The following is an 18,891-nucleotide window of genomic DNA, read 5'->3' as shown; positions in this document are numbered from 1 at the left end:
CGCGGCTTGGCGGTCGCACGGCCGGTGGCCCGCCTTGGCGGTCGCACGGCCGGTGGCGCGGCTTGGCGGTTGCGCGGCCGTGGTGCTCGGCCCGGAACGAGGCGCCGCCGCCCGATTGAGGGACGGGCGGCGGCGTCGGCCTGCCTGCGGCGTAGCGTCCCGGGCCGCCCGCGAGTCAGCGGCTGAGCAGGCGGCGCCACCAGCTGGCGCGGCGGTATCGGGGGCACTCGCAAAGTGCGCATTCGGTGCCGGAGCGGTGGTGCTCGTGGGCCTTGCGAGCGTGCCCGCACACGCAGAGTTCTTCGCCCGTGTTCACTGTGCGCTCATATGAGCGCCGACGGCCGCCACGGCCTCCATAGTAGGTCCCCCCGTTGATCAGATGCTGGGACAGAACATAGGAGCGACGCCGGGCGACCGTCAAGATCAACAATGCGGGGGGAAGTCGCTGACCGAAAGGCGGGCGCGCCCTGACCGTTCCGCGAGGCCGGGCCGGGCACGCGACCATCACGAGGCCGGGCCGGGCACGCGAGCGTCACGAGGCCGGGCCGGGCACGCGAGCATCACGAGGCCGGGCCGGGCACGCGAGCGTCACGAGGCCGGTGCCACGTGGCGGCGGACGGGCGGTCAGAAGAGGCCGTTGGCGTGCGGGAGCTCGGCGGGAATGGTGCGGAAGACCTGCCAATGGGCGACGACCTCGCCGCCGTCGACCTGGGAGAGGTCGTAGTAGGCGGTGCCGTCGTCCGCCGAGACGGTCAGGGCGAAGTCGCCCTCGGCCAGGACCTTGTGCACCGTGCCGTGGGCCCGCGAGGTGGCCAGCTTGCGGTTGGCCTCGGTGACGGCGGGGTCGGTGGCGGCGGGCTGGGTGGCGCCGGCGATCTGGCTGTCGGAGGTCTGCGGCATCAGGGCGTCCCAGTGCTCGACGAGCTTGCCGTCCGCGACGCGGAAGATGTCGAAGGCGACCAGCGGCACCGGGCCGAAGCCGTGGTAGGTGCCGTGCAGGGCGACCTCGTCGCCGTCGGTGAGGACGCGGTGCAGCTCGTACTTGAAGGTGGGCGGCAGCTGCTGGACGAGTCCGCGCAGGCCGGCGGGGCCGTCGGGGGCGAGGCTGCTGTGCTGCTTGTACGTGGGCGCGGCCCAGCGGTCGGCGGCCGACGGGTCCTTGTCCCCGAAGAGTTGGCCGACGGCGGCGAGAACGGTGTCCTTGGCATTCATGCCGCAGATCATTCGCGGATCGGGGCGCCGGCCGGACGTCCCCGCGGGAGCCGTTCCCCCAGGGGCACCGGGCGATGGCCGCAAGGGAACGCGAGGGCGCCGCGGAAGGTGGGGGCGCCGCGGAAGGTGGGGGCGCCGCGGAAGGTGGGGGCGCCGCGGAAGGTGGGGGCGCCGCGGAAGGTGGGGGCGCCGCGGAAGGTGGGGGCGCCGCGGAAGGCAGGGCCGCGCAAGACACCGCATAGGACAAGGCCAAGCCGCGGAGGGCAAGGCCGCGGAAGGGCAAAGCTAAGCCGCGAAACGCAAGGCGGCGGAGGGAGGCCCCGCCGCCGCGACAGACGAGGCGGGGGAAAGGCGGGGTCGCGGAAGACGGGGGTGGCAAAAACGCGGTGACCTCCGCCGCGAACGCGACCGGGGCCAGGCTGTGCACGCGGTGCCCCACCGGGATGGTGGCGAAGCGGGCGCCGGGGATCGCGGCGGCCACGGCGGCGAGGCGGCGTGGCGGGATCCAGCTGGACGGGCCGCCGGAGACCACCAGGGTCGGGTGGCGCACGTCGTGGAGTCGTTGCCACCAGCGCGGGTCGGCGCGCATCAGCTGGAGCACGATGGACGCCCGGACGCCCAGGCGCGGCACGTGCGGCAGCAGGGTCAGGCGGCGCGGCGGTGCGGCGAGGTCTTCCAGGATCAGGCGGGTGACGCGCTGCGGGGAGTGCAGGGCCGCGGCCAGGGACGCGTACGCCCCGACCGAGTGTCCGATGAGGACGGCTCCGCGCGGCGCCAGCGTGTCGAGCAGACCCAGCAGGTCGTCGCGCAGGGCCGTCAGCGAATAGTCGCCGGTGCGCGCGCTCGCCGCGTGGCCGCGCAGGTCGACGGCGATGGCGCGATGGCCGAGGGCGGTGAGCCGGGGCGCGAGACGCTCCCACGTGGTGGCGCTGCTTCCCGTGCCGTGCACCAGGATCGCGGGCGCGCCGTCCGGGTCGCCGGCCTCGCGGAAGCCCAGCCGGACACCGTTGACCTCGACGGTGCCGACCGTCGCCCACGTGAAAGTCACCCCTGATGTTTACCAGAAGGACACCTTGAGGCCCGGTTCTACGGTTCTCTCGTGAAGATCTTGGCGTGGGTGCTGGTCGTGCCGGGTGCCGCCTGGGCCGTGCTGCGGGTGAGTGGCTGGAGTCCGGGTGCCGTCGTGGTGGTGCTGCCCTTCACCCCGTACGCCATCGGGTGGTCCTTGATCTCGCTGGGGGTGGCGCTGAGCGTGCGGCGGTGGCGGGCGGCCGTGGTGGCGGGGGTGGGTGGCGCGCTGCTGGTGGCCTGCGTGGCGCCGCGGGTGCTGCCGGATCGTGACCGGGGGCCGGCCGACGGCGTCGCGGTGCGGCTGCTGAGCGCCAACATGCTGCGGGGCGGGGCGGACCCCGAGGCGATCGTCCGGCGGGTGCGGGACGGCAACGTCAGCGTGCTGACGGTGCAGGAGTTCACCGCGGGCGGTCAGGCGGCGCTCACGGCGGCCGGGCTCGATCACTTGCTGCCGTACGCGTCGACGGCGCCGCAGCGGGCCACCGACCCGTTCGGGACCACCGGGTCGGCCGTCTACTCGCGGTTCCCGTTGAGCGACAAGGGTTTCCGGCTCAACGAGGGTGGTTTCCAGCAGGCGTACGCGACGGTGCGCGCGCCGGGCGCGGTGCCGGTGGCCGTGGAGTCGGTGCACCCGGCCGCCCCGTACGCCCTCGACGTCCTCGACGACTGGCGCGAGGACCTCGCGGCCCAGCCGGCCCCGGACCCGGACGGCCCGCCCCGCGTGCTCGCCGGCGACTTCAACGCCACGCTGGACCATCCGCAGCTGCGCGCTCTCGTGGGCCGCGGCTACCGCGACGCCGCGGCCACCGCCGGCCGGGGCCTGGTGCCGAGCTGGGGACCGTACGGGTACCGCCCGATCCCGCCGATCACCATCGACCACGTGCTGGTGGACCGCCGCCTCGGCGTGCGCGGCTTCACCGCGTACGACCTGCCCCGCAGCGACCATCGCATGATCCTCGCCGCCCTGGTCGTGCCCGCGGACCCGTTCTCGATCTAATCGACAAGTATTGATATCTCGGACACATTGGCGTAATACTGCTGGGAGCGCTCCCACCCCCCGTAAGACGAGGAATGGAGGACGTATCGTGCGTCTGCACCAGTCCAGAAAAACCGGCCGGCATCCCGTACGGGTGCTCGTCGTGCTGTTCGCCCTGGTGGCCGCCGCGCTGCCCTGGGCCGGCAGCGCCCAGGCACACGGCACCATCGTCAACCCCGCGACCCGCGCCTACCAGTGCTGGAAGACCTGGGGAAGCCAGCACATGAACCCGGCCATGCAGCAGCAGGACCCGATGTGCTGGCAGGCCTTCCAGGCCAACCCCGACACCATGTGGAACTGGATGAGCGCGCTGCGCGACGGGCTCGGCGGCCAGTTCCAGGCGCGCACGCCCGACGGGCAGCTCTGCAGCAACGGCCTCACCCGCAACAACTCGCTGAACCAGCCGGGCGCCTGGAAGACCACCAGCGTCAGCCGGAACTTCACCGTCCAGCTCTACGACCAGGCGAGTCACGGCGCCGACTACTTCCGCGTCTACGTGAGCAAGCAGGGGTTCAACCCAGCCACCCAGAGCCTCGGCTGGGGCAACCTCGACTTCATCACCCAGACCGGCCGGTACGCGCCGGCGCAGAACATCTCGTTCAACGTCTCGACGTCCGGCTACACCGGGCACCACATCCTCTTCATCATCTGGCAGGCCTCCCACCTGGACCAGGCCTACATGTGGTGCAGTGACGTGACCTTCTCCTGATCGGCACGACCGTTCCGGCCCGGGGCGTCGCCTGGCGCCCCGGGCCTCCACGCGAGAGGGCGAAGACATGGGATCCCCGTGGTACCGAAGCCGCTACACGGGCGTGGCGGCCATCCTGCTGGCGGTGTCGGCCGGCGCCGTCGTCCTGGCCGACTCGGCCTCACCCGAGCCGCCGGACCTGGGCCGGCAGCTCATGACCCGCATGCGGACCACGCTCGAACAATCGGATCCGGGACAGCACAACCACGCGGGACATGGGGCCACCGCGGCCGAGGCCCCGGTGATCTGCGGAGTCCGCGTCTACGGCCACGAGCCGTCCACGGCGACCGCGCTCGCCGACGTGCGCACCGTCTACGGCTTCCACCTCTGCGGCGTCGCCGAGCCCGGCCGCCCCTGGGACGTGGCGGTCAAGCTGGCCGGCCCGGTCATCCTCGACATGGCCACCGACCCGCCGGGCATCCAGGTGGTCGAGGCGACCGAGGACACCAAGTACATCGACCGGCTGCGCCAGATGTTCCCGCCGAAGTACGCCGAGGTGGCACAGCGCGAGGCCCTGTCCGACACCGAGATGACGGACCTGCGCCGCCGCTACGACGACGCGTCCGGCCTCTGACCCACGCCGTCCGCGGCAACCTGACCGTCGCCTTCGCGGAGCTGAACGACGCGCTGCCGGAGGAGCAGCAGAAGGCCGGCTACCAGGCCGCGACGGAACGGTTCCTGGACGAGCTCGTCTTCCCCCGGCCTGCGCGGACACGGCATGGAGGCCGGCTGGAACCGGAACCCGGCCAGCCGGGTCCGGGTGACCGGCGGGAGTCACGCCGCCGCTTCCGCTGCGCCGGCCGGGCCGGCGCGTTCGCGGGCAGCCTGTCGAAGGACGGCCCGCGCGGCGTCGTCAGCCGCAAGCTCTTCATCGGCCGGACGCTAGGCGCCCATCGACAGACGACGATCAGAGCGAGGTACGAGAAACGTCAAGCCGACCGGCGGGAAGGCCGGCGGCGCGGGCCACCGCGAGCCGGCCGGTGCGGCTGCGGCCGTAGGCGACCAGGGCGGCGGCCTCGGCGAGGGCCTGCCGCGTGCGCTCGTCGTGGCGGGGACCGTCGGCCTCGGCCATCCACCGGTCGAGGCGCAGCGAGCGGGTCAGCTTCACCTGATGGTCCCCGAAGTACGACCAGACGCGCCGCTCCAGCGACACGTTGACGGTCGCCACCGCGGGCAGGGTCCGCGTCCAGGCGGCATGCTGCTGCCACCGAAAGGTCTTCGGGCTGGTGGCGCGCCGGATGGTGACCCCGAGGAAGCGGATCTTGCGGCGGATGACCGGCCACGGCTCCCGCTCCTGCTCGACCCAGTCGCGGATCAGCGTGAACAACTCGGTGAACGTCGCGCCGCCGTCGACCACGTCGACCAGAACCGCCGGCCGGTCCCGGCGAGCCAGCGCGTGCGGAGTCAACCCGGCCAGCTCGAGGAACTCGCGCCCCCGGGCGATCTCCGCGGCGGTCAGCGCGCGTGACCGCGTCCGCCGGCCGGTTCCCACCGGCGGACGCTGGAACGACAACGGCAGCCGGTGCAGACGGCGCACGCCGGCCTGCCTGGCGAGCACACCACTGAGCAGGTCGAACATGGAGTCCAGCGACCTGCCGACAAAGAAGAGGTCGCCGTCGCCGCTGCGGGCCAGCACCTTGCCGGAGCAGGCGACGAGGTCCGGCAGGAACCACAGGTCGGGGGGCACGGCATCGTCGAGCAACGATCCCAGCTGATCGGGAGTGACCAGATCCCAGCGGAAGGGCACCGACGCCATCGCACCATGATGCCGGGCCGCCGGGAGCGCGACATCCCAATTACGCCGGCACGATCGGGGCCCGCGCGTCAGCTGACCAGGGTTTGGGTGCCCAGGGCGATCGCGAGCGCCAGCTTCTCCGCGTCCTCGGTGCCGGGCTCGGCCGTGTAGACGGTGATGCGCAGGTCGTCGCCCGCGACCACGAGGGTGTCGCAGTCGAGGGTGATGCGGCCGACCGCCGGGTGGTCGACGGTCTTGGTGCGGGAGGTGTCCGCGTTCGAGACCGGTGCCGGTGACTGCCACAGCTCGGCGAAGCGGGGGCTCTGCGCCGTCAGGTCGGCGATCAGGCGTTTGAGGTCGCGGTCGGCGGGATAGCGGGCCGCCGTCATGCGCAGGTCCGCGACGAGCAGGGCCTGGAAGCGGGCCTTCTCCTCGGGCGTGTGCACGGCACGGCCGGGCGGACCGACCAGGTTGCGCCAGACGCCGTTGCGCTGGGGGCCGCGCCAGGCCGTGGTGTCGCCCATCAGGGCGTCGTAGGGGCGGTTGGCCAGGACCAGGTTGTACGCGGCGTCCTGCACCACGACGGGGGTGTGCGCGAGGCGGTCGAGCATGCGGTGCACGCTCGGGGCGACGTGGCTGGGCACCACGTCGCGGCCGGGCGGTTGCAGGCCGGCGAGGCGGAACAGCAGCTCGCGTTCCGTGCCGGAGAGCCGCAGCGCGCGGGCCAGCGCCTCCACCACCTGCGGCGACGGCGAGGTGGAGCGGCCCTGCTCGAGGCGGGTCAGGTAGTCGACCGAGATGCCGGTCAGGGCGGCCAGTTCCTCGCGGCGCAGGCCGGACGCGCGGCGGCGGCCGCCGGCGGGCACGCCGACCGACTCGGGGACCAGGCGGTCGCGCCAGCGGCGTACGGCCTGTCCGAACTCCCACGGTTCCACCAGCCCAGTCTGGCTCAGGGCCGCGCCGATTGTGGTGGCCCTGTCAGTCCTACCGAACGGGGAATAGGCGCGCGGCGCAGCGGGTTGGCCCGGTCGTGCGCGAGGCAGCGGTCGTGGTCATCGGTGGCGGTCAGGCGGGGCTGTCCGCCGCGTACCACCTGAAGCGCCACGGCGTCGATTTCGTCGTGCTGGACGCCGCGCCGGCGCCGGGCGGGGCGTGGCTCGACCGGTGGGAGTCGCTGCGCATCGCGACCGTCAACGGCATCTTCGACCTGCCGGGCTTCCCCAAGCCGCCGCTCGACCCGGCCGAGCCGAGCCGGGTCGCTGTGCCCCGCTACTTCGCCGACTTCGAGCGGGCCGCCGGGCTGCCGATCCTGCGCCCGGTGCGGGTCACCGCCGTGCGGCCGGCGCCGGACGGGACGCTGGTCGTCGAGTCCGGCCACGGAGCGTGGTCCACCCGGGCGATCATCAACGCGACCGGCACGTGGACCAATCCGGTGCGGCCGCGCTATCCGGGGCAGGAGACGTTCGCCGGGCTTCAGCTGCACACCCACGACTACGTGTCGGCCGAGCAGTTCGCCGGGCTGCGGGTCGCGGTCGTCGGCGGCGGCATCTCGGCGATCCAGCAGCTGGAGGAGATCTCGCGGGTCGCCACCACGTCCTGGTACACGCGGCGCGAGCCGGTCTTCCGGGACGGGGTGTTCGACGGCACCGGGATCATCGCGAAGGTCATCGCGGACGTGGAGGCGGGGCGGCCCACGGGCAGCGTCGTCTCGTACACCGATCTGGCCTGGACCCCGTACGCCCTGGCCGCGAAGGAACGCGGCGCGCTGGAGCGCCGCCCGATGTTCACCGCGATCGAGCCGCACGGCGTGCGCGAGGCCGACGGGTCCTTCACCGCCGTCGACGCGATCCTCTGGGCCACCGGCTTCAAGGCGGCCCTCGCCCACCTCGGCCCGCTGCACCTGCGCAACGAGCACGGGGGCATCCGCATGATCGGTACGAGGGTGGCCGCCGACCCGCGCGTCCACCTGATCGGCTTCGGCCCGTCGCAGTCCACGGTCGGCGCCAACCGCGCCGGCCGCCAGGCGGTCACCACGCTTCTCCGGGAGGTCCTGACCCATGTCTGACTTCGATCCGCGCGCGCTGCTCGCCGAGAGCCGTCTCGGCGTGCTGGCCACCATCAAGGCGAACGGGATGCCGCAGCTCTCCCCGGTCACGCCGTTCTACGACCGCGACGCCGAGCGCGTCTACGTGTCGATCACCGACAGCCGCGCGAAGACCGCGAACCTGCGCCGCGACCCCCGCGCCGCCCTGGAGGTCACCAGCCCCGACGGCCGTTCGTGGGCGACCGCCGAGGGTGGCGTCGAGCTGATCGGCCCCGGCACGGATCCGCGGGGCCCCGAGGTGGCGGCGCTGGTCGACTACTACCGCCGGGCCGCCGGCGAGCACCCCGACTGGGACGAGTACCGCGCGGTGATGGTCTCGGACCGCCGGGTGCTGATGGTGCTCAAGGTCGAGCACGTGTACGGCCAGAGCCTGGGCTGATCAGGCGCCGTACCGCTCGTACGGGACGGTCCAGTCGCCGAGCCCGTCCCAGGCCGGCAGCTCCTTGGGGCTGTGGGTGACCTCGACGACGTCGCCGACGAGGAAGTTGTCGTAGACCCACTTCGCGTCGGCGGTGCTCAGGTTGACGCAGCCGTGCGACAGGTTGGCCGAGCCGAGCGACCCGTTCCACGGCGCCGCGTGCAGGAACTCGCCGGAGTAGGAGATGCGGGTGCAGTGGCGGCCCGTTCTGCGTCCAGAAGTGGATCTGCTCGCCGGTGCCGATCGTGGTGACGTCGGCGGTGCCGGGGGTCACGGTCAGGCGTACGGGAGCGACCTTACGTCGTTGAACCACGCCCCCAAGACGTCTGTCCCGCCCCTGATGTTGAGTTCAGAAGCCCGGTGTGGTGAGCGCGATGACCAAGGACGAGGTCCAGTCCGGGTCGCGCAGGCGGTCGCCGTAGACCTCGCGGAGCTGGGTCATGCGGTAGCGCACCGTCTGGGGGTGGATGAACAGCTCGGCCGCCACCTCGTCGCGGCGGCCCTGGTGGCGCAGCCAGCTGCGCAGGGTCTCGGCCAGCTTGGCGGCGGCGGCCGTGGGGGCGGCGGACAGCGGCGCCAGCACCTTGGCGCGCAGGTCGGCCAGCGCCTGCGGGTCGGCGGTCAGCACCAGCTCGGCGAGGTGGTCCTCGGTGTCGACGACGCCGGGGGTGGCGGGCAGGGTGGGCAGCTGCGAGGTGCGCAGCGCGCGATCGTACGACTCCTTGACGCGCAACCACGGCCGTGCGGGACCGGCCACCGCGCTCTGGCCGCGGAGCAGGCCCAGCAGCGCGGCGCGGGAGCTGCCGTCCACGTCGGGCACGAGCAGCACCTCGCCGAGCTGAAGCGTGCGGCGGTCGAGCAGGTCGACGACCGTGCGGGCCGCGTGCTCGGGCACGAGGACGGCGGTCAGCGTGCGCGGCGGCGACCAGTCGGCCTGCTGGGCGGCCGCGGCCACGACGTGCTCGGGCTCGCCGGCGAGCAGCGCCTGGGTGAGCTGTTCCAGGTGGCGGATGCGGGCGCGGCCGGAGGAGGCCAGCTCGTCGGCGTGGCCGGCCACGCTGGCGGCGGACAGCTCGTCGATGTAGGCGAAGACGAGCTCGGCGAAGTGGGCGACGGTGGCGGCCGGCTGGCCGGCCTCGACGCTGATGGCGGCCAGCTCGTGCCAGGCCACGCGGGCGCCGACCCGGTAGGCGGCGAGCAGCGATTCGAGGCTGCGGCCGTTGCGGGCCTCGCCGCGGCCCAGCGCGTACGCCCCCTCGAGCGCCGGCGCCAGCGGTGACTGCGGCTCGGGCGCGTAGGCGCGCGAGACCAGCTCGAGGAAGGTGCCGAGCGCGGCCCGGACGGCCCGCTCGATCTTGGGACCGAGGTCACCGGCGAACGGCTCGGCGTACGCCGGAACGTCGGTCATGATCGCATCGATGGTCTGCGTGGCGACGTGGGGCAGGCGCTGCTTCAGCGGCGCGACCACCTCGGGCGTCAGCCGGAAAGCTCTGACATCTGGAAGAGCGTCACTCATCGTTTAATCGCCTCGTCTTGTCTTCCGCGAACAAAAAACACGGCCGAGTTCACTTCTTGCGGTCAGGAATCTACCTCCGGGACGCAGCAAGCTTGTTACGTGGCTGTAATGCACAACATGCGAACCGGCGCCTGGCGCGTCGTGGAGCTGATCACGACGCCGGTGGTGCCGGCCGACTACCTCGACGTGATCGCCCCGCTGCGCAATCCCCGCGTCCTGCGCGCCAAGATCGACGCCGTCCGTCCCGAGACGGCCAACAGTGTCTCCCTGCTCCTGCGGCCCGGCCGCGGCTGGGCGTGGCACGAGCCCGGGCAGTACGTCCGGGTCGGCGTGGACGTCGACGGCGTCCGGCTCTGGCGGTCGTACTCGATCACCAGCTCGCCCCGGCGCCGCGACGGCCGCATCTCGATCACCGTGAACGCCGTGCCGGACGGCGTCGTCAGCACCCACCTCGTGCGCCACGCCAAGCGCGGGATGATCCTGCACCTCGACCCGCCCACCGGCGAGTTCACGCTCGGCGATCCCCGCCCGGCGAAGGCCCTGTTCGTCACCGCGGGCAGCGGCATCACCCCGGTGATGGGCATGCTCCGCAGCGCGCTGCACGAGCTGCCCGACGTCGTCGTCGTCCACTCGGCGGGCACCCGCGAGGCGGTCGTCTTCGGCGCCGAGCTGCGCGCCCTGGCCGAGCGCGGCCGGATCCGGCTGATCGAGCGGCACACCCGCGCCGACGGGCGGATCAAGCCGGCCGACCTGGACGAGCTGGTGCCCGATCTCTTCGAGCGCCAGGCCTGGGCCTGCGGGCCCAACGACATGCTCGACGACCTGGAGACCCACTGGGCCGACGCCGGCCACGAGCAGCTGCTGCGCACCGAGCGCTTCCGGCCCACGCTGATCAGCGGCTCCGGCGGCGGCACCGTCACCTTCGCCCAGTCCGGCACGGTCGTCGAGACCGACGGCTCCGAGCCGCTGCTCGACTCCGGCGAGGCGGCCGGCGTGCTCATGCCCTCCGGCTGCCGGATGGGCATCTGCTTCAGCTGCGTCGTCCCGCTGCGTGAGGGCGCCGTGCGCGACCTGCGCGACGGTCAGCTCACCGTCGCCGAGCCCGGCGACAGCATCCCCGTACAGACCTGTGTCTCGGCCGCCGCCGGCCCCTGCACCATCGAACTCTGAAGCACCCGGAAGAGGACCTGCATGACCACGATCCAGCGCAAGGAATCCAACCCGATCGCCCACCTCACCCCCGAGGACATCGAGCGGATCGGCATCGAGCTCGACGCCATCCGCGACGAGGTCATGGGCAGCCGGGGCGAGCGCGACGCCGCGTACATCCGCCGGGTGATCGCCTGGCAGCGCGGGCTGGAGCTCGGCAGCCGCGGGATCCTGCTGTTCTCCCTCTTCCCGCCGGCGTGGCTGGTCGGCACCGCCGCGCTGTCGGTCGCCAAGATCCTCGAGAACATGGAGATCGGGCACAACATCCTGCACGGCCAGTGGGACTGGATGCGCGACCCTAAGATCCACTCGACGAAGTGGGAGTGGGACCACGCCTCCCCCGCCGAGCAGTGGAAGCACTCGCACAACGAGCTGCACCACACGTACACGAACGTGGTCGGCAAGGACAACGACCTCGGGTACGGCATCATGCGCGTCGACGAGCAGCAGCCCTGGCACCCGATGCACCTGGGCCAGCCGCTCTGGAACTTCATCAACGCGTGCTTCTTCGAGTACGGCATCGCCGCGTACGACCTCGAGCTCGGCAAGAACATGGCCACCAAGGAGCGCCGCCGCGACCCGAAGTTCCGCGCCGCGCTCAAGGCGGTCCGCAAGAAGATCGGCAAGCAGGTGCTGAAGGACTACGTCGTGCACCCGGCGCTGTCCGGCCCGTCGTTCCTGCACACGATCGCGGCCAACGCCACGGCCAACCTGGTCCGCAACCTGTGGAGCCACTCGGTCATCATGTGCGGCCACTTCCCCAGCGGCGTCGAGACCTTCGAGAAGACGTCCATCGACGGCGAGACGCGCGGCGAGTGGTACCTGCGCCAGATGCTCGGCTCGGCCAACATCAGCGGCAGCAAGGCCATGCACATCATGACCGGCAACCTGTCGCACCAGATCGAGCACCACCTGTTCCCGGACATGCCCAGCAACCGCTACGCCGAGATCGCCCCCAAGATCAAGGACCTGTTCCAGCGGTACGGGCTGAGCTACACCAGCGGTCCGCTGCCCAAGCAGGTCGCGTCCGCGTGGTGGAAGGTGATCCGGCTCTCGCTGCCCAACAAGCCCGTGCCCGCGGCCGCCGAGCCCGCCGAGGCCCCGGCGGCGGCTCCCACGGCCAAGGTCCCCGCGACCCGCTGGCGCCGGGCCCAGGCCCCGGTCACGTCCGCCTGACCGCCCGGCTCATGTGACGCTCGATCCGGCCGTCCTCGACGGCCCGGATCCAGATCTCGGTCACCCGAGGGTCCGGCGCGCCGCGCACGGAGCTCCGCAGCTGCGCCTTGGTCAGCCGGTAGGTGTCGGGCGGGATCTCGGCCAGCGTCGCGGCCCGGGCCAGGGCGGCGTCCAGCGAGCCGATCTCGTCGATGTGGCCGGCGGCCAGCGCCTCCTCGGGCGTGAGCGCCGCGCCGGTGAGCACCGCCCGGCGCGCGGCCCGGCCGCCCAGGGCGTGGCCGAGGATCTCCAGCGCGCTGGGCGGGAACGGCACGCCGACCAGCAGCTCGGTCACGCCGATCGTGCCGGCGGCCATGACCCGCTGGTCGCAGGCCGCCGCCAGGATCGCGCCGCCGGCGAGGGCGTGCCCGTTGACGGCGGCCACGGCCGGCTTGCCGAGCGTGAACACGGCGAGGAACGCGGCGTCGAGCGCCGGCAGGAACTCGCGGACGTAAGCGGCGCCGCCGTCGAGGATCCGCCACAGGTCGACGCCGGCCGAGAACGCCCGGCCGGCGCCGGTCAGCACGACGGCGCGCGCGTCACCGCGGTCGAGGCCGGCGAAGACCTCGGCGATGCCGTGCAGCAGGTCGAGGTCGAGCGCGTTGACCTTGCCGCGTTCGAGCCGCACGACCGCGATGCCGTCGCGGTCGCCGACCCGGATCCCCTCGGTTCTCGGCATCAGCGGATCGTCGCAGCCGGCGGCTCGCCGATCAGTCGGATCGAGGACGGCCCGGTCAGCCCTGCGGATTGCTGCCCTTGCCGTCGAGCCAGAGCGTGTCGGACGCGTCGCGGTGGCTGCCGGTGGCGCCGACGTGCTTGGCGTCGATCTTCGGCCCGTTCTTGATGACGTGCACGAGCGCCATCGCGTGCCCGCGGCCCAGCCCGTAGTCGTCCTTGAGCCAGGCGATGATCTCGCCCGCCTTCACGCCGGGCTGGTCGAGGCCGCGCTCGCCGGCCCGGTCGACGAGCTGCCGGGGCGTCAGGCCGGTCTTGGTCTCGATGGTGTCGAGGTACGCCTGGAAAGACATCGTGATCTCCTCCGTCGTGGTGCCCCTACGATGCTCGGCGCGGCGACCACGGCCTGGCCTTTCGACGTGGATCGAAAGGTGGTGCGCTTCCGGCTGGGCACGGCGGACCTGTCCCAGATCACCTTCGCGGTCTCGCCCGGCCACGTCACCTGGGCCGGCGACGAGGTGCACGTGCGCGTGCTGCACTACGGCGCCGTCATCGACTGCGAGGGCAGCGGCCTCACCCTCGTCCCGTCGGTCATGTCCACCCCGCGATGCGCCGTCATCACCGAGCGCGGCGCCCAGCCGACGCTGTTCTATCCGGCGCACGGCGTCACCGAGACCTGGACCGGCGACGGCACGACGGCCGCCGCGGCCCTGACCGCCCTGCTGGGCGAGGGCCGGGCGCGGGTCCTGCTGTGCCTGGACGGGCCGCGCTCCACCTCGGAGACCGCCGCCCTGTGCGGCCTGGCCGTCTCGACCGCCTCGCACCACCTCGCCGTCCTGCGCGGCGCCGGCCTGGTCGACAGCACCCGGGCCGGCGCCGCGGTCCGGCACTCCCGCAGCGTGCTGGGCGAGGCGCTGACCTCGCGGCAGTGACCGCTCAGCCCGCGTACATGCCGCTGATCAGCGACTGCCAGGTCATCGGGCCCACGATGCCGTCGACGGCCATGGCGGGCTCGTCGTTGTCGTGGAGGAACTGCTGCCAGTCGAGCACGGCGGTCTCGGTGATCGGGCCGAAGATGCCGTCGACGGCCGGGGCGTTGCCCGGGTCGCCGGACTGGTTGCGGTACTGGAACTCGTCCTGCACGGCGCGCACGGCGTCGCCGCGGTCGCCGAGGCGGACCGTGACCACGAGGGCCTTCCAGGTCAGCGGGCCGACGATGCCGTCGACGGCGAGCTTCTTGGACTTCTGGAACGCCCGTACGGCCGCGTCGGTCTTGGGGCCGAAGTCAGCGTCCACGGTGACGGTGTGCCCGCGCGCCCGCAGGTGATATTGCAGGCTCGGCACCGGGTGCCCCTTGTCGCCCTGCCGAACCAGCGGCCACGGCTGAAGCGCCATCTCGATCATCTCCTCGGCCGGCGGCCACCCCCGGGCCGCCCGGCACCGCCATCGTGACGCCGCGTGGCGATCGACTCACGTCTCGGTCGCGGTCCCGACAGCGGCGAGCGCGTTCATGGCACGGTCGAGCAGTTCCTCGCGGGCGACGGTGCCGTCGCACGCCTCCCAGGCCTCGAAGGAGGCGTTCAGGCAGGCGATCGCGGACGCGACGAGGGCACGCGGCACGGGATCGCCTGCGCCGCGTGGCTGTTTCCAGGCCGCGACCAGCAGGTCCTCCCATTTCTGCTGCTTGTCGCGGTAGCGGGCCATCATCGTCGGGTTGCCCTTGAGCATGCGCTGGAAGGTCAGGGCGCGCTCGGGCGCGTCCGCGTTGATCTCGAGGAGCACGTCGAAGGCGCGGCGCAGCGACACCCACGCGTGCTCTCCGGCGGGGCGGGCGGCGAAGGCGGCGGCGAGGCCGGGGCCGAGGTCCTCGAGCCAGGTGAGGACCACGTCCTCCTTGGTGCCGAAGTAGCGGAAGAACGTGGTGCGGGACAGGCCGGCCTCGGCGGCGATCTGCTCGACGGTGGTGTTGTCGCAGCCCTGCTCGGCGAAGAGCCGCGTCGCGACGGCGCTGACCTCGTCGCGCATGGCGCGGCGGGTGCGGTCGCGCAGGGTGCCGCGCTGCCTCGGTGTGTCACTCACGACAGCAGTTTAGCTCCGTCTCAAAGTGGTACTCAGTACCAAAGTGGGTTACGGTCCGTTAAGTCCCCGCCATCGAGCAACGAGGAACCACCGTGAAGCTGTTCACCCCTCTCGACCTGGGCGCCATCCGCCTGCGCAACCGGCTCGTGATGGCGCCGCTGACCCGGATCAGGGCGGGTGAGGAGGACGGCGTCCCCGGCGACCTGCTCGTCGAGCACTACCGGCAGCGCGCCTCGCTGGGCCTGATCGTGACCGAGGGCACCTGGCCGGTGCGCGAGGGGCGCACCTGGATCGGCCAGCCCGGCATCGAGACCGCCGAGCAGGTCGCCGGCTGGCGCCGGGTCACCGACGCCGTGCACGCGGCCGGCGGCGCGATCGTCATGCAGGTCATGCACGGCGGCCGCATCTCGCACCCGGCGGTCGGCGGCACCACGCACGCCGTGGCGCCCAGCGCGATCGCCGCGCCCGGCGAGATCCGGGTGCCGGGCGGCAAGGCCGAGCTTCCGGTGCCGCACGCGCTGACCCGCGACGAGATCGCCGCCGTGGTGGCGAAGTTCGCCGCCGGCGCCCGCAACGCCATCGCGGCGGGCATGGACGGCGTCGAGATCCACGGCGCGAACGGCTACCTGATCCACCAGTTCCTCTCCCCCGCCGCGAACACCCGCACCGACGAGTACGGCGGCTCGCCGGCCCACCGCGCCCGGCTCGCCGTCGAGGTCGTCACCGCGGTCGCCGAGGCGATCGGCGCCGACCGCACCGGCATCCGGCTCTCGCCCGAGCACAACATCCAGGGCGCGCTGGAGACCGACCCGGCCGATGTCGCGGCGACGTACACGGCCCTGGCCGAGCAGATCGCGCCGCTCGGGCTCGCCTTCGTCGACATCCTGCACGCCGACCCGGCGGGCGAGCTGGTGCAGAAGCTGCGGCACGCGGCAGCGGCGCCGGCGATCGTCAACACCGGCTTCGGCGTGACCACCACCCGCGAGGAGGCGATCCGGCTGGCCGAACAGAACGTCGGCGACGCGGTCGCGGTCGGCCGCGCCGTCATCGCCAACCCCGACCTCGCCACCCGGTGGCAGCGGGACGCGGAGGAGAACACCCCCGACCCGAGCACCTTCTACGTCGGCGGCGCCCGCGGCTACACCGACTACCCGACCCTCTGAGCCTTCTGGGAGCACCGATGAAAGCGGCTGTCTACTACGAGAACGGCGGACCGGAGGTCCTGCGCTACGAGGAGGTGCCGGACCCGGTGCCCCAGGCCGGCCAGGTGCTGCTGCGCGTCGAGGCGGTCAGCGTGCAGGGCGGCGACCTGCTGCACCGGCAGGCCACCCCGATCCCGTCCGCGCCGCACATCGGCGGCTACCAGGCCGCGGGCACGGTCGCCGCGGTCGGCGAGGGCGTCACCTCGGTGCGCGCGGGGCAGCGCGCGGTCGCGTTCATGATGGCCGGATCGCACGCGGAGCTCGCCGCGGTGCCGGAGCACAACGTGTACGTGGTTCCGGACGACATGGACGCGCGGGTCGCGGCCGGCATCCCGGTCGAGTTCGGCACCGCCGACGACTGCCTGTTCGAGTTCGGCCGGCTGCGCTCCGGCGAGACGGCGCTGATCCAGGCCGCGGCCGGCGGGGTCGGCCTCGCCGCCGTCCAGCTGGCCAAGGCCGCCGGCGCCACCGTGATCGGCACGGCCTCCAGCGACGACAAGCTCGCCCGGCTCGCCGAGTACGGCCTCGACCACGCGATCAACTACAGGAACGAGGACGTCGTCGAGCGCGTCCGGCAGATCACCGGCGGCCGCGGCGTCGACCTGGTCGTCGACTCGGTCGGCGGGCGCACGCTGGAGGGCAGCATCAACGCGCTCGCCTACCGCGGCCGGATCAGCTGGGTCGGGATGGCCAGCCGCGACCCGTACGCGCCGCGGCTCGGGCCGCTGATGGGCAAGAGCGCGTCGCTCAACGGCGTCTACTTCGGCGGCGAGATGGGGCACGACCCGGCCCGTACCCGTGCCCTGATCGAGAGGCTGATCGGCCGGGTCGCCGCCGGCGAGCTGCGGGTCGTGATCGACCGGGAGTTCCCGCTCGCCGAGGCCGCCGAGGCGCACCGCTACATCGAGAGCCGCGCCGCGTTCGGGCGGGTGCTGCTCATTCCCTGATCGGGTGAGCGGGATTGCGGGGGCTCCGGCGCATCCGGCAGCGTGGCGGGGTGCCTTCGGGGCGAGCCATGCTTCGCGTCCAGCCCGGTGACCACATCAGTGCTGCCTTCGCGTCGACCTCCGCGTTCACCGGGACCACCCTGGCCTTCGCCGAGCAGGCGGTCGCCGCGCGCGCCCGCCTGCTGATCTTCCCGGGCGGCGATCTCCGGGACGACCTGGAGGCGTACCGGAACGTCGTCGGATGCCGCAGCCGGGCGCTGCTCGCGGCCGTGCACCGGGGCCAGGTGCTGGTCGGCGACAGCCGGGAGGTCCAGTGGGGGCCCGGCCGGCTCGACCCCGCCTACCTGTACGAGGTGTACGCGGCGGCGACCCGCCAGGCCGTCGCCGCGGGCTTCTCCGGCCTGTGGGTCAGCGTCGACATGACCTGGGCGGCCGCCGCCGACCCCGAGGCCCTGGTCGCCTTCGAGGCGGGCGCGTCGGCGCTGTTCACCGACCGGGAGCTGACCGCGGTCTGCCAGTACGACACCCGCGTCTTCGACCGCCGCTGGGTCGCCGCCGCCTGCCAGGCCCATCCCGCCGGCCCGGCGAGCCCGTCGCCGCTGCGCCACCGGCTCCAGGACGACGGCCGGACGCTCGCCTTCTCGGGCGAGGCCGACCTGGCCAACGCGGGCGCCTTCGCGGCGATGCTGCGCCGGCTACGCCCGGGTGGCACCCTCGACATCACCGGGATGACGTTCCTCGACGCGCGCGCCCTCGCCGAGATCGCCCGCACCGCCCGCGAGAACGCCGGCCTGCGGATCCGGGCCGGCCGCACCCACCTGCACCTGCTCGACCTCATCCGGGACGCCGGGGTCCGCCACGAGTGAGGCGAAGTCGGCGAGCAGCGCGTCGCGGCGGTCCGCGAGCCACGCCAGCACGACCCGGTTGGGCGGGATGTCCCCGACGCGGGCATAGGTGACGTCCGGCCGCGTGTAGAACGTCGCCGTCGACAGCGGCAGCACCGCGACGCCGCGGCCGGCGGCCACATGCTCCAGCTTCTCCTCGACGGCGAGCGCCGGCACCGGCTCGGCCGCGACGGTGGCGACGTCACGCCACTCCGGCACCGCCTCGGGGTCCTGCAACAGCCGCTCGGCGGCCAGGTCGCGGACGGACACGGACTCCTTGCCGGCCAGCCGGTGCCCCGCGGGCAGCACCACCACACGCGGCTCGGCGAGGACCGGCCGCACGGTCAGGCCGCGCCGGTCGGCGGGCAGCCGCAGGTAGCTCACGTCGGCGCGGCCGTCGCGCAGCACCTCGACCTGGTCGTGCCAGCTGGTCCGCAGCACCTCGACGGCCAGCCCCGGATGTCGTTCCCGCAGCCGCCGCACCGCATCGGTGACGATCAGGCCCGGCATGAAGGCGACGACGAACCGGCCGGCCTGCGTCACCCGGCGGCGTAGGGCCTCGGCGGCGGCCAGCAGCGGTTCGGCGTCCGCGAGCAGCTGCCGGCCCGCGGCGGTCAGCTCGGTGGCCCGCCGGTCGCGCCGGAACAGCTGCGCGTGCAGCTCGGCCTCGAGGGCGCGGATCTGCCGGGACAGCGCGGGCTGCGCGATGTGCAGCTCGGCGGCGGCCCGCCCGAAGTGGAGATGCCGGGCCACGGCCACGAAGTAGCGGAGTTTGCGCAGGTCGACGTCGATGCCTCCAGGGTATTACAGACGCCCGGACGGGTCTTGGACGCCGGCCGT

General features: G+C 73.2%; 20 protein-coding genes and 2 pseudogenes. 11 read left to right on the top strand and 11 right to left on the bottom strand.

The features are described from left to right. Positions 1 to 624: 624 nt before the first annotated feature. Positions 625 to 1,212, bottom strand: coding sequence for a nuclear transport factor 2 family protein (locus Ade02nite_RS07905; protein ID WP_203760876.1), 588 nt, complete (start codon positions 1,210 to 1,212; stop codon positions 625 to 627). A gap of 490 nt (positions 1,213 to 1,702) precedes the next feature. Then, positions 1,703 to 2,161: pseudogene (locus Ade02nite_RS50700) on the bottom strand (alpha/beta fold hydrolase); the annotation flags it as partial. 156 nt (positions 2,162 to 2,317) lie between these two features. Here Ade02nite_RS50700 and Ade02nite_RS07890 point away from each other — a divergent pair. The 3 genes from Ade02nite_RS07890 to Ade02nite_RS07880 all read left to right on the top strand — a co-directional run bounded on the left by Ade02nite_RS07890 (position 2,318) and on the right by Ade02nite_RS07880 (position 4,641). Further along, positions 2,318 to 3,280 (top strand): endonuclease/exonuclease/phosphatase family protein, encoded by a 963-nt coding sequence (locus Ade02nite_RS07890; RefSeq protein ID WP_203760884.1) that lies wholly within the window; start codon positions 2,318 to 2,320, stop codon positions 3,278 to 3,280. An 88-nt stretch (positions 3,281 to 3,368) separates the two neighbouring features. Then, the gene (locus Ade02nite_RS07885) at positions 3,369 to 4,028 is read left to right on the top strand and encodes a lytic polysaccharide monooxygenase auxiliary activity family 9 protein (RefSeq protein WP_203760874.1); all 660 of its coding nucleotides are present in this window, start codon (positions 3,369 to 3,371) and stop codon (positions 4,026 to 4,028) included. A 67-nt stretch (positions 4,029 to 4,095) separates the two neighbouring features. Continuing rightward, positions 4,096 to 4,641: a hypothetical protein gene (locus tag Ade02nite_RS07880; RefSeq protein WP_203760873.1), complete on the top strand. Its 546-nt coding sequence runs from the start codon at positions 4,096 to 4,098 to the stop codon at positions 4,639 to 4,641. A gap of 333 nt (positions 4,642 to 4,974) precedes the next feature. Here the strand turns inward: Ade02nite_RS07880 and Ade02nite_RS49140 are convergent, their stop codons facing one another. Both Ade02nite_RS49140 and Ade02nite_RS07870 read right to left on the bottom strand, forming a co-directional pair. Continuing rightward, positions 4,975 to 5,823, bottom strand: a complete 849-nt coding sequence (locus tag Ade02nite_RS49140; RefSeq protein WP_239168610.1) for a hypothetical protein — start codon at positions 5,821 to 5,823, stop codon at positions 4,975 to 4,977. Between the two features lie 68 nt (positions 5,824 to 5,891). Next, a complete protein-coding gene (locus tag Ade02nite_RS07870; protein ID WP_203760872.1) occupies positions 5,892 to 6,737 on the bottom strand; it encodes a helix-turn-helix transcriptional regulator in 846 nt (281 codons plus the stop codon). A 95-nt stretch (positions 6,738 to 6,832) separates the two neighbouring features. Between Ade02nite_RS07870 and Ade02nite_RS07865 the strand changes: the two genes are divergently transcribed. Together Ade02nite_RS07865 and Ade02nite_RS07860 are read left to right on the top strand one after the other, a co-directional pair. Continuing rightward, the gene (locus Ade02nite_RS07865) at positions 6,833 to 7,867 is read left to right on the top strand and encodes an FAD-dependent oxidoreductase (RefSeq protein WP_203760871.1); all 1,035 of its coding nucleotides are present in this window, start codon (positions 6,833 to 6,835) and stop codon (positions 7,865 to 7,867) included. After that, complete coding sequence (locus Ade02nite_RS07860) at positions 7,860 to 8,285, top strand: PPOX class F420-dependent oxidoreductase (RefSeq protein ID WP_203760870.1); 426 nt, start codon at positions 7,860 to 7,862, stop codon at positions 8,283 to 8,285. Before Ade02nite_RS07865 ends, Ade02nite_RS07860 begins: the two co-directional genes overlap by 8 nt. On the opposite strand, the gene Ade02nite_RS07855 is transcribed toward Ade02nite_RS07860, so the two are convergent. After that, positions 8,286 to 8,489, bottom strand: coding sequence for a L,D-transpeptidase (locus tag Ade02nite_RS07855; RefSeq protein WP_438870974.1), 204 nt, complete (start codon positions 8,487 to 8,489; stop codon positions 8,286 to 8,288). Positions 8,490 to 8,673: 184 nt separating this feature from the next. Next, positions 8,674 to 9,840 carry a PucR family transcriptional regulator gene (locus Ade02nite_RS07850; RefSeq protein WP_203760869.1) on the bottom strand — a complete coding sequence of 389 codons (1,167 nt, stop codon included), beginning with the start codon at positions 9,838 to 9,840 and terminating at the stop codon, positions 8,674 to 8,676. Positions 9,841 to 9,957: 117 nt separating this feature from the next. On the opposite strand from Ade02nite_RS07850, the gene Ade02nite_RS07845 reads away from it, so the two are divergent. Both Ade02nite_RS07845 and Ade02nite_RS07840 read left to right on the top strand, forming a co-directional pair. Beyond that, positions 9,958 to 11,010 (top strand): ferredoxin reductase, encoded by a 1,053-nt coding sequence (locus tag Ade02nite_RS07845; protein ID WP_239168609.1) that lies wholly within the window; start codon positions 9,958 to 9,960, stop codon positions 11,008 to 11,010. Positions 11,011 to 11,031: 21 nt separating this feature from the next. After that, complete coding sequence (locus tag Ade02nite_RS07840; protein ID WP_203760868.1) at positions 11,032 to 12,225, top strand: fatty acid desaturase family protein; 1,194 nt, start codon at positions 11,032 to 11,034, stop codon at positions 12,223 to 12,225. On the opposite strand, the gene Ade02nite_RS07835 is transcribed toward Ade02nite_RS07840, so the two are convergent. Further along, entirely contained in the window at positions 12,212 to 12,943 is a 732-nt protein-coding gene (locus Ade02nite_RS07835; protein WP_203760867.1) for an enoyl-CoA hydratase/isomerase family protein, read from the bottom strand. The genes Ade02nite_RS07840 and Ade02nite_RS07835 overlap by 14 nt on opposite strands. Before the next feature lie 55 nt (positions 12,944 to 12,998). Beyond that, positions 12,999 to 13,292: a DUF4287 domain-containing protein gene (locus tag Ade02nite_RS07830; protein ID WP_203760866.1), complete on the bottom strand. Its 294-nt coding sequence runs from the start codon at positions 13,290 to 13,292 to the stop codon at positions 12,999 to 13,001. Between the two features lie 66 nt (positions 13,293 to 13,358). On the opposite strand from Ade02nite_RS07830, the gene Ade02nite_RS07825 reads away from it, so the two are divergent. Further along, positions 13,359 to 13,871 (top strand): ArsR/SmtB family transcription factor, encoded by a 513-nt coding sequence (locus Ade02nite_RS07825; RefSeq protein WP_203760865.1) that lies wholly within the window; start codon positions 13,359 to 13,361, stop codon positions 13,869 to 13,871. 4 nt (positions 13,872 to 13,875) lie between these two features. On the opposite strand, the gene Ade02nite_RS07820 is transcribed toward Ade02nite_RS07825, so the two are convergent. Together Ade02nite_RS07820 and Ade02nite_RS07815 are read right to left on the bottom strand one after the other, a co-directional pair. Further along, on the bottom strand, positions 13,876 to 14,334 hold the full coding sequence (locus Ade02nite_RS07820) for a peptidoglycan-binding domain-containing protein (protein ID WP_239168608.1): 459 nt from the start codon (positions 14,332 to 14,334) through the stop codon (positions 13,876 to 13,878). Positions 14,335 to 14,409: 75 nt separating this feature from the next. Beyond that, positions 14,410 to 15,018 carry a TetR/AcrR family transcriptional regulator gene (locus Ade02nite_RS07815; protein WP_203760864.1) on the bottom strand — a complete coding sequence of 203 codons (609 nt, stop codon included), beginning with the start codon at positions 15,016 to 15,018 and terminating at the stop codon, positions 14,410 to 14,412. Between the two features lie 92 nt (positions 15,019 to 15,110). On the opposite strand from Ade02nite_RS07815, the gene Ade02nite_RS07810 reads away from it, so the two are divergent. From Ade02nite_RS07810 to Ade02nite_RS49135, 3 genes and pseudogenes are all read left to right on the top strand, one after another. Continuing rightward, entirely contained in the window at positions 15,111 to 16,181 is a 1,071-nt protein-coding gene (locus Ade02nite_RS07810) for an alkene reductase (RefSeq protein ID WP_203760863.1), read from the top strand. A 17-nt stretch (positions 16,182 to 16,198) separates the two neighbouring features. Beyond that, positions 16,199 to 17,167, top strand: coding sequence for a quinone oxidoreductase family protein (locus tag Ade02nite_RS07805; protein ID WP_203760862.1), 969 nt, complete (start codon positions 16,199 to 16,201; stop codon positions 17,165 to 17,167). Positions 17,168 to 17,235: 68 nt separating this feature from the next. After that, a pseudogene (locus Ade02nite_RS49135) lies at positions 17,236 to 17,730 on the top strand (MEDS domain-containing protein); the annotation flags it as partial. A 132-nt stretch (positions 17,731 to 17,862) separates the two neighbouring features. On the opposite strand, the gene Ade02nite_RS07800 reads toward Ade02nite_RS49135, so the two are convergent. Continuing rightward, on the bottom strand, positions 17,863 to 18,831 hold the full coding sequence (locus Ade02nite_RS07800) for a LysR family transcriptional regulator (protein ID WP_275409889.1): 969 nt from the start codon (positions 18,829 to 18,831) through the stop codon (positions 17,863 to 17,865). Positions 18,832 to 18,891: the final 60 nt, after the last annotated feature.

The sequence above is a fragment of the Paractinoplanes deccanensis genome, assembly GCF_016862115.1.
GTDB lineage: Bacteria > Actinomycetota > Actinomycetes > Mycobacteriales > Micromonosporaceae > Actinoplanes > Actinoplanes deccanensis.
This window is presented reverse-complemented; position numbering and strand designations above follow the sequence as displayed.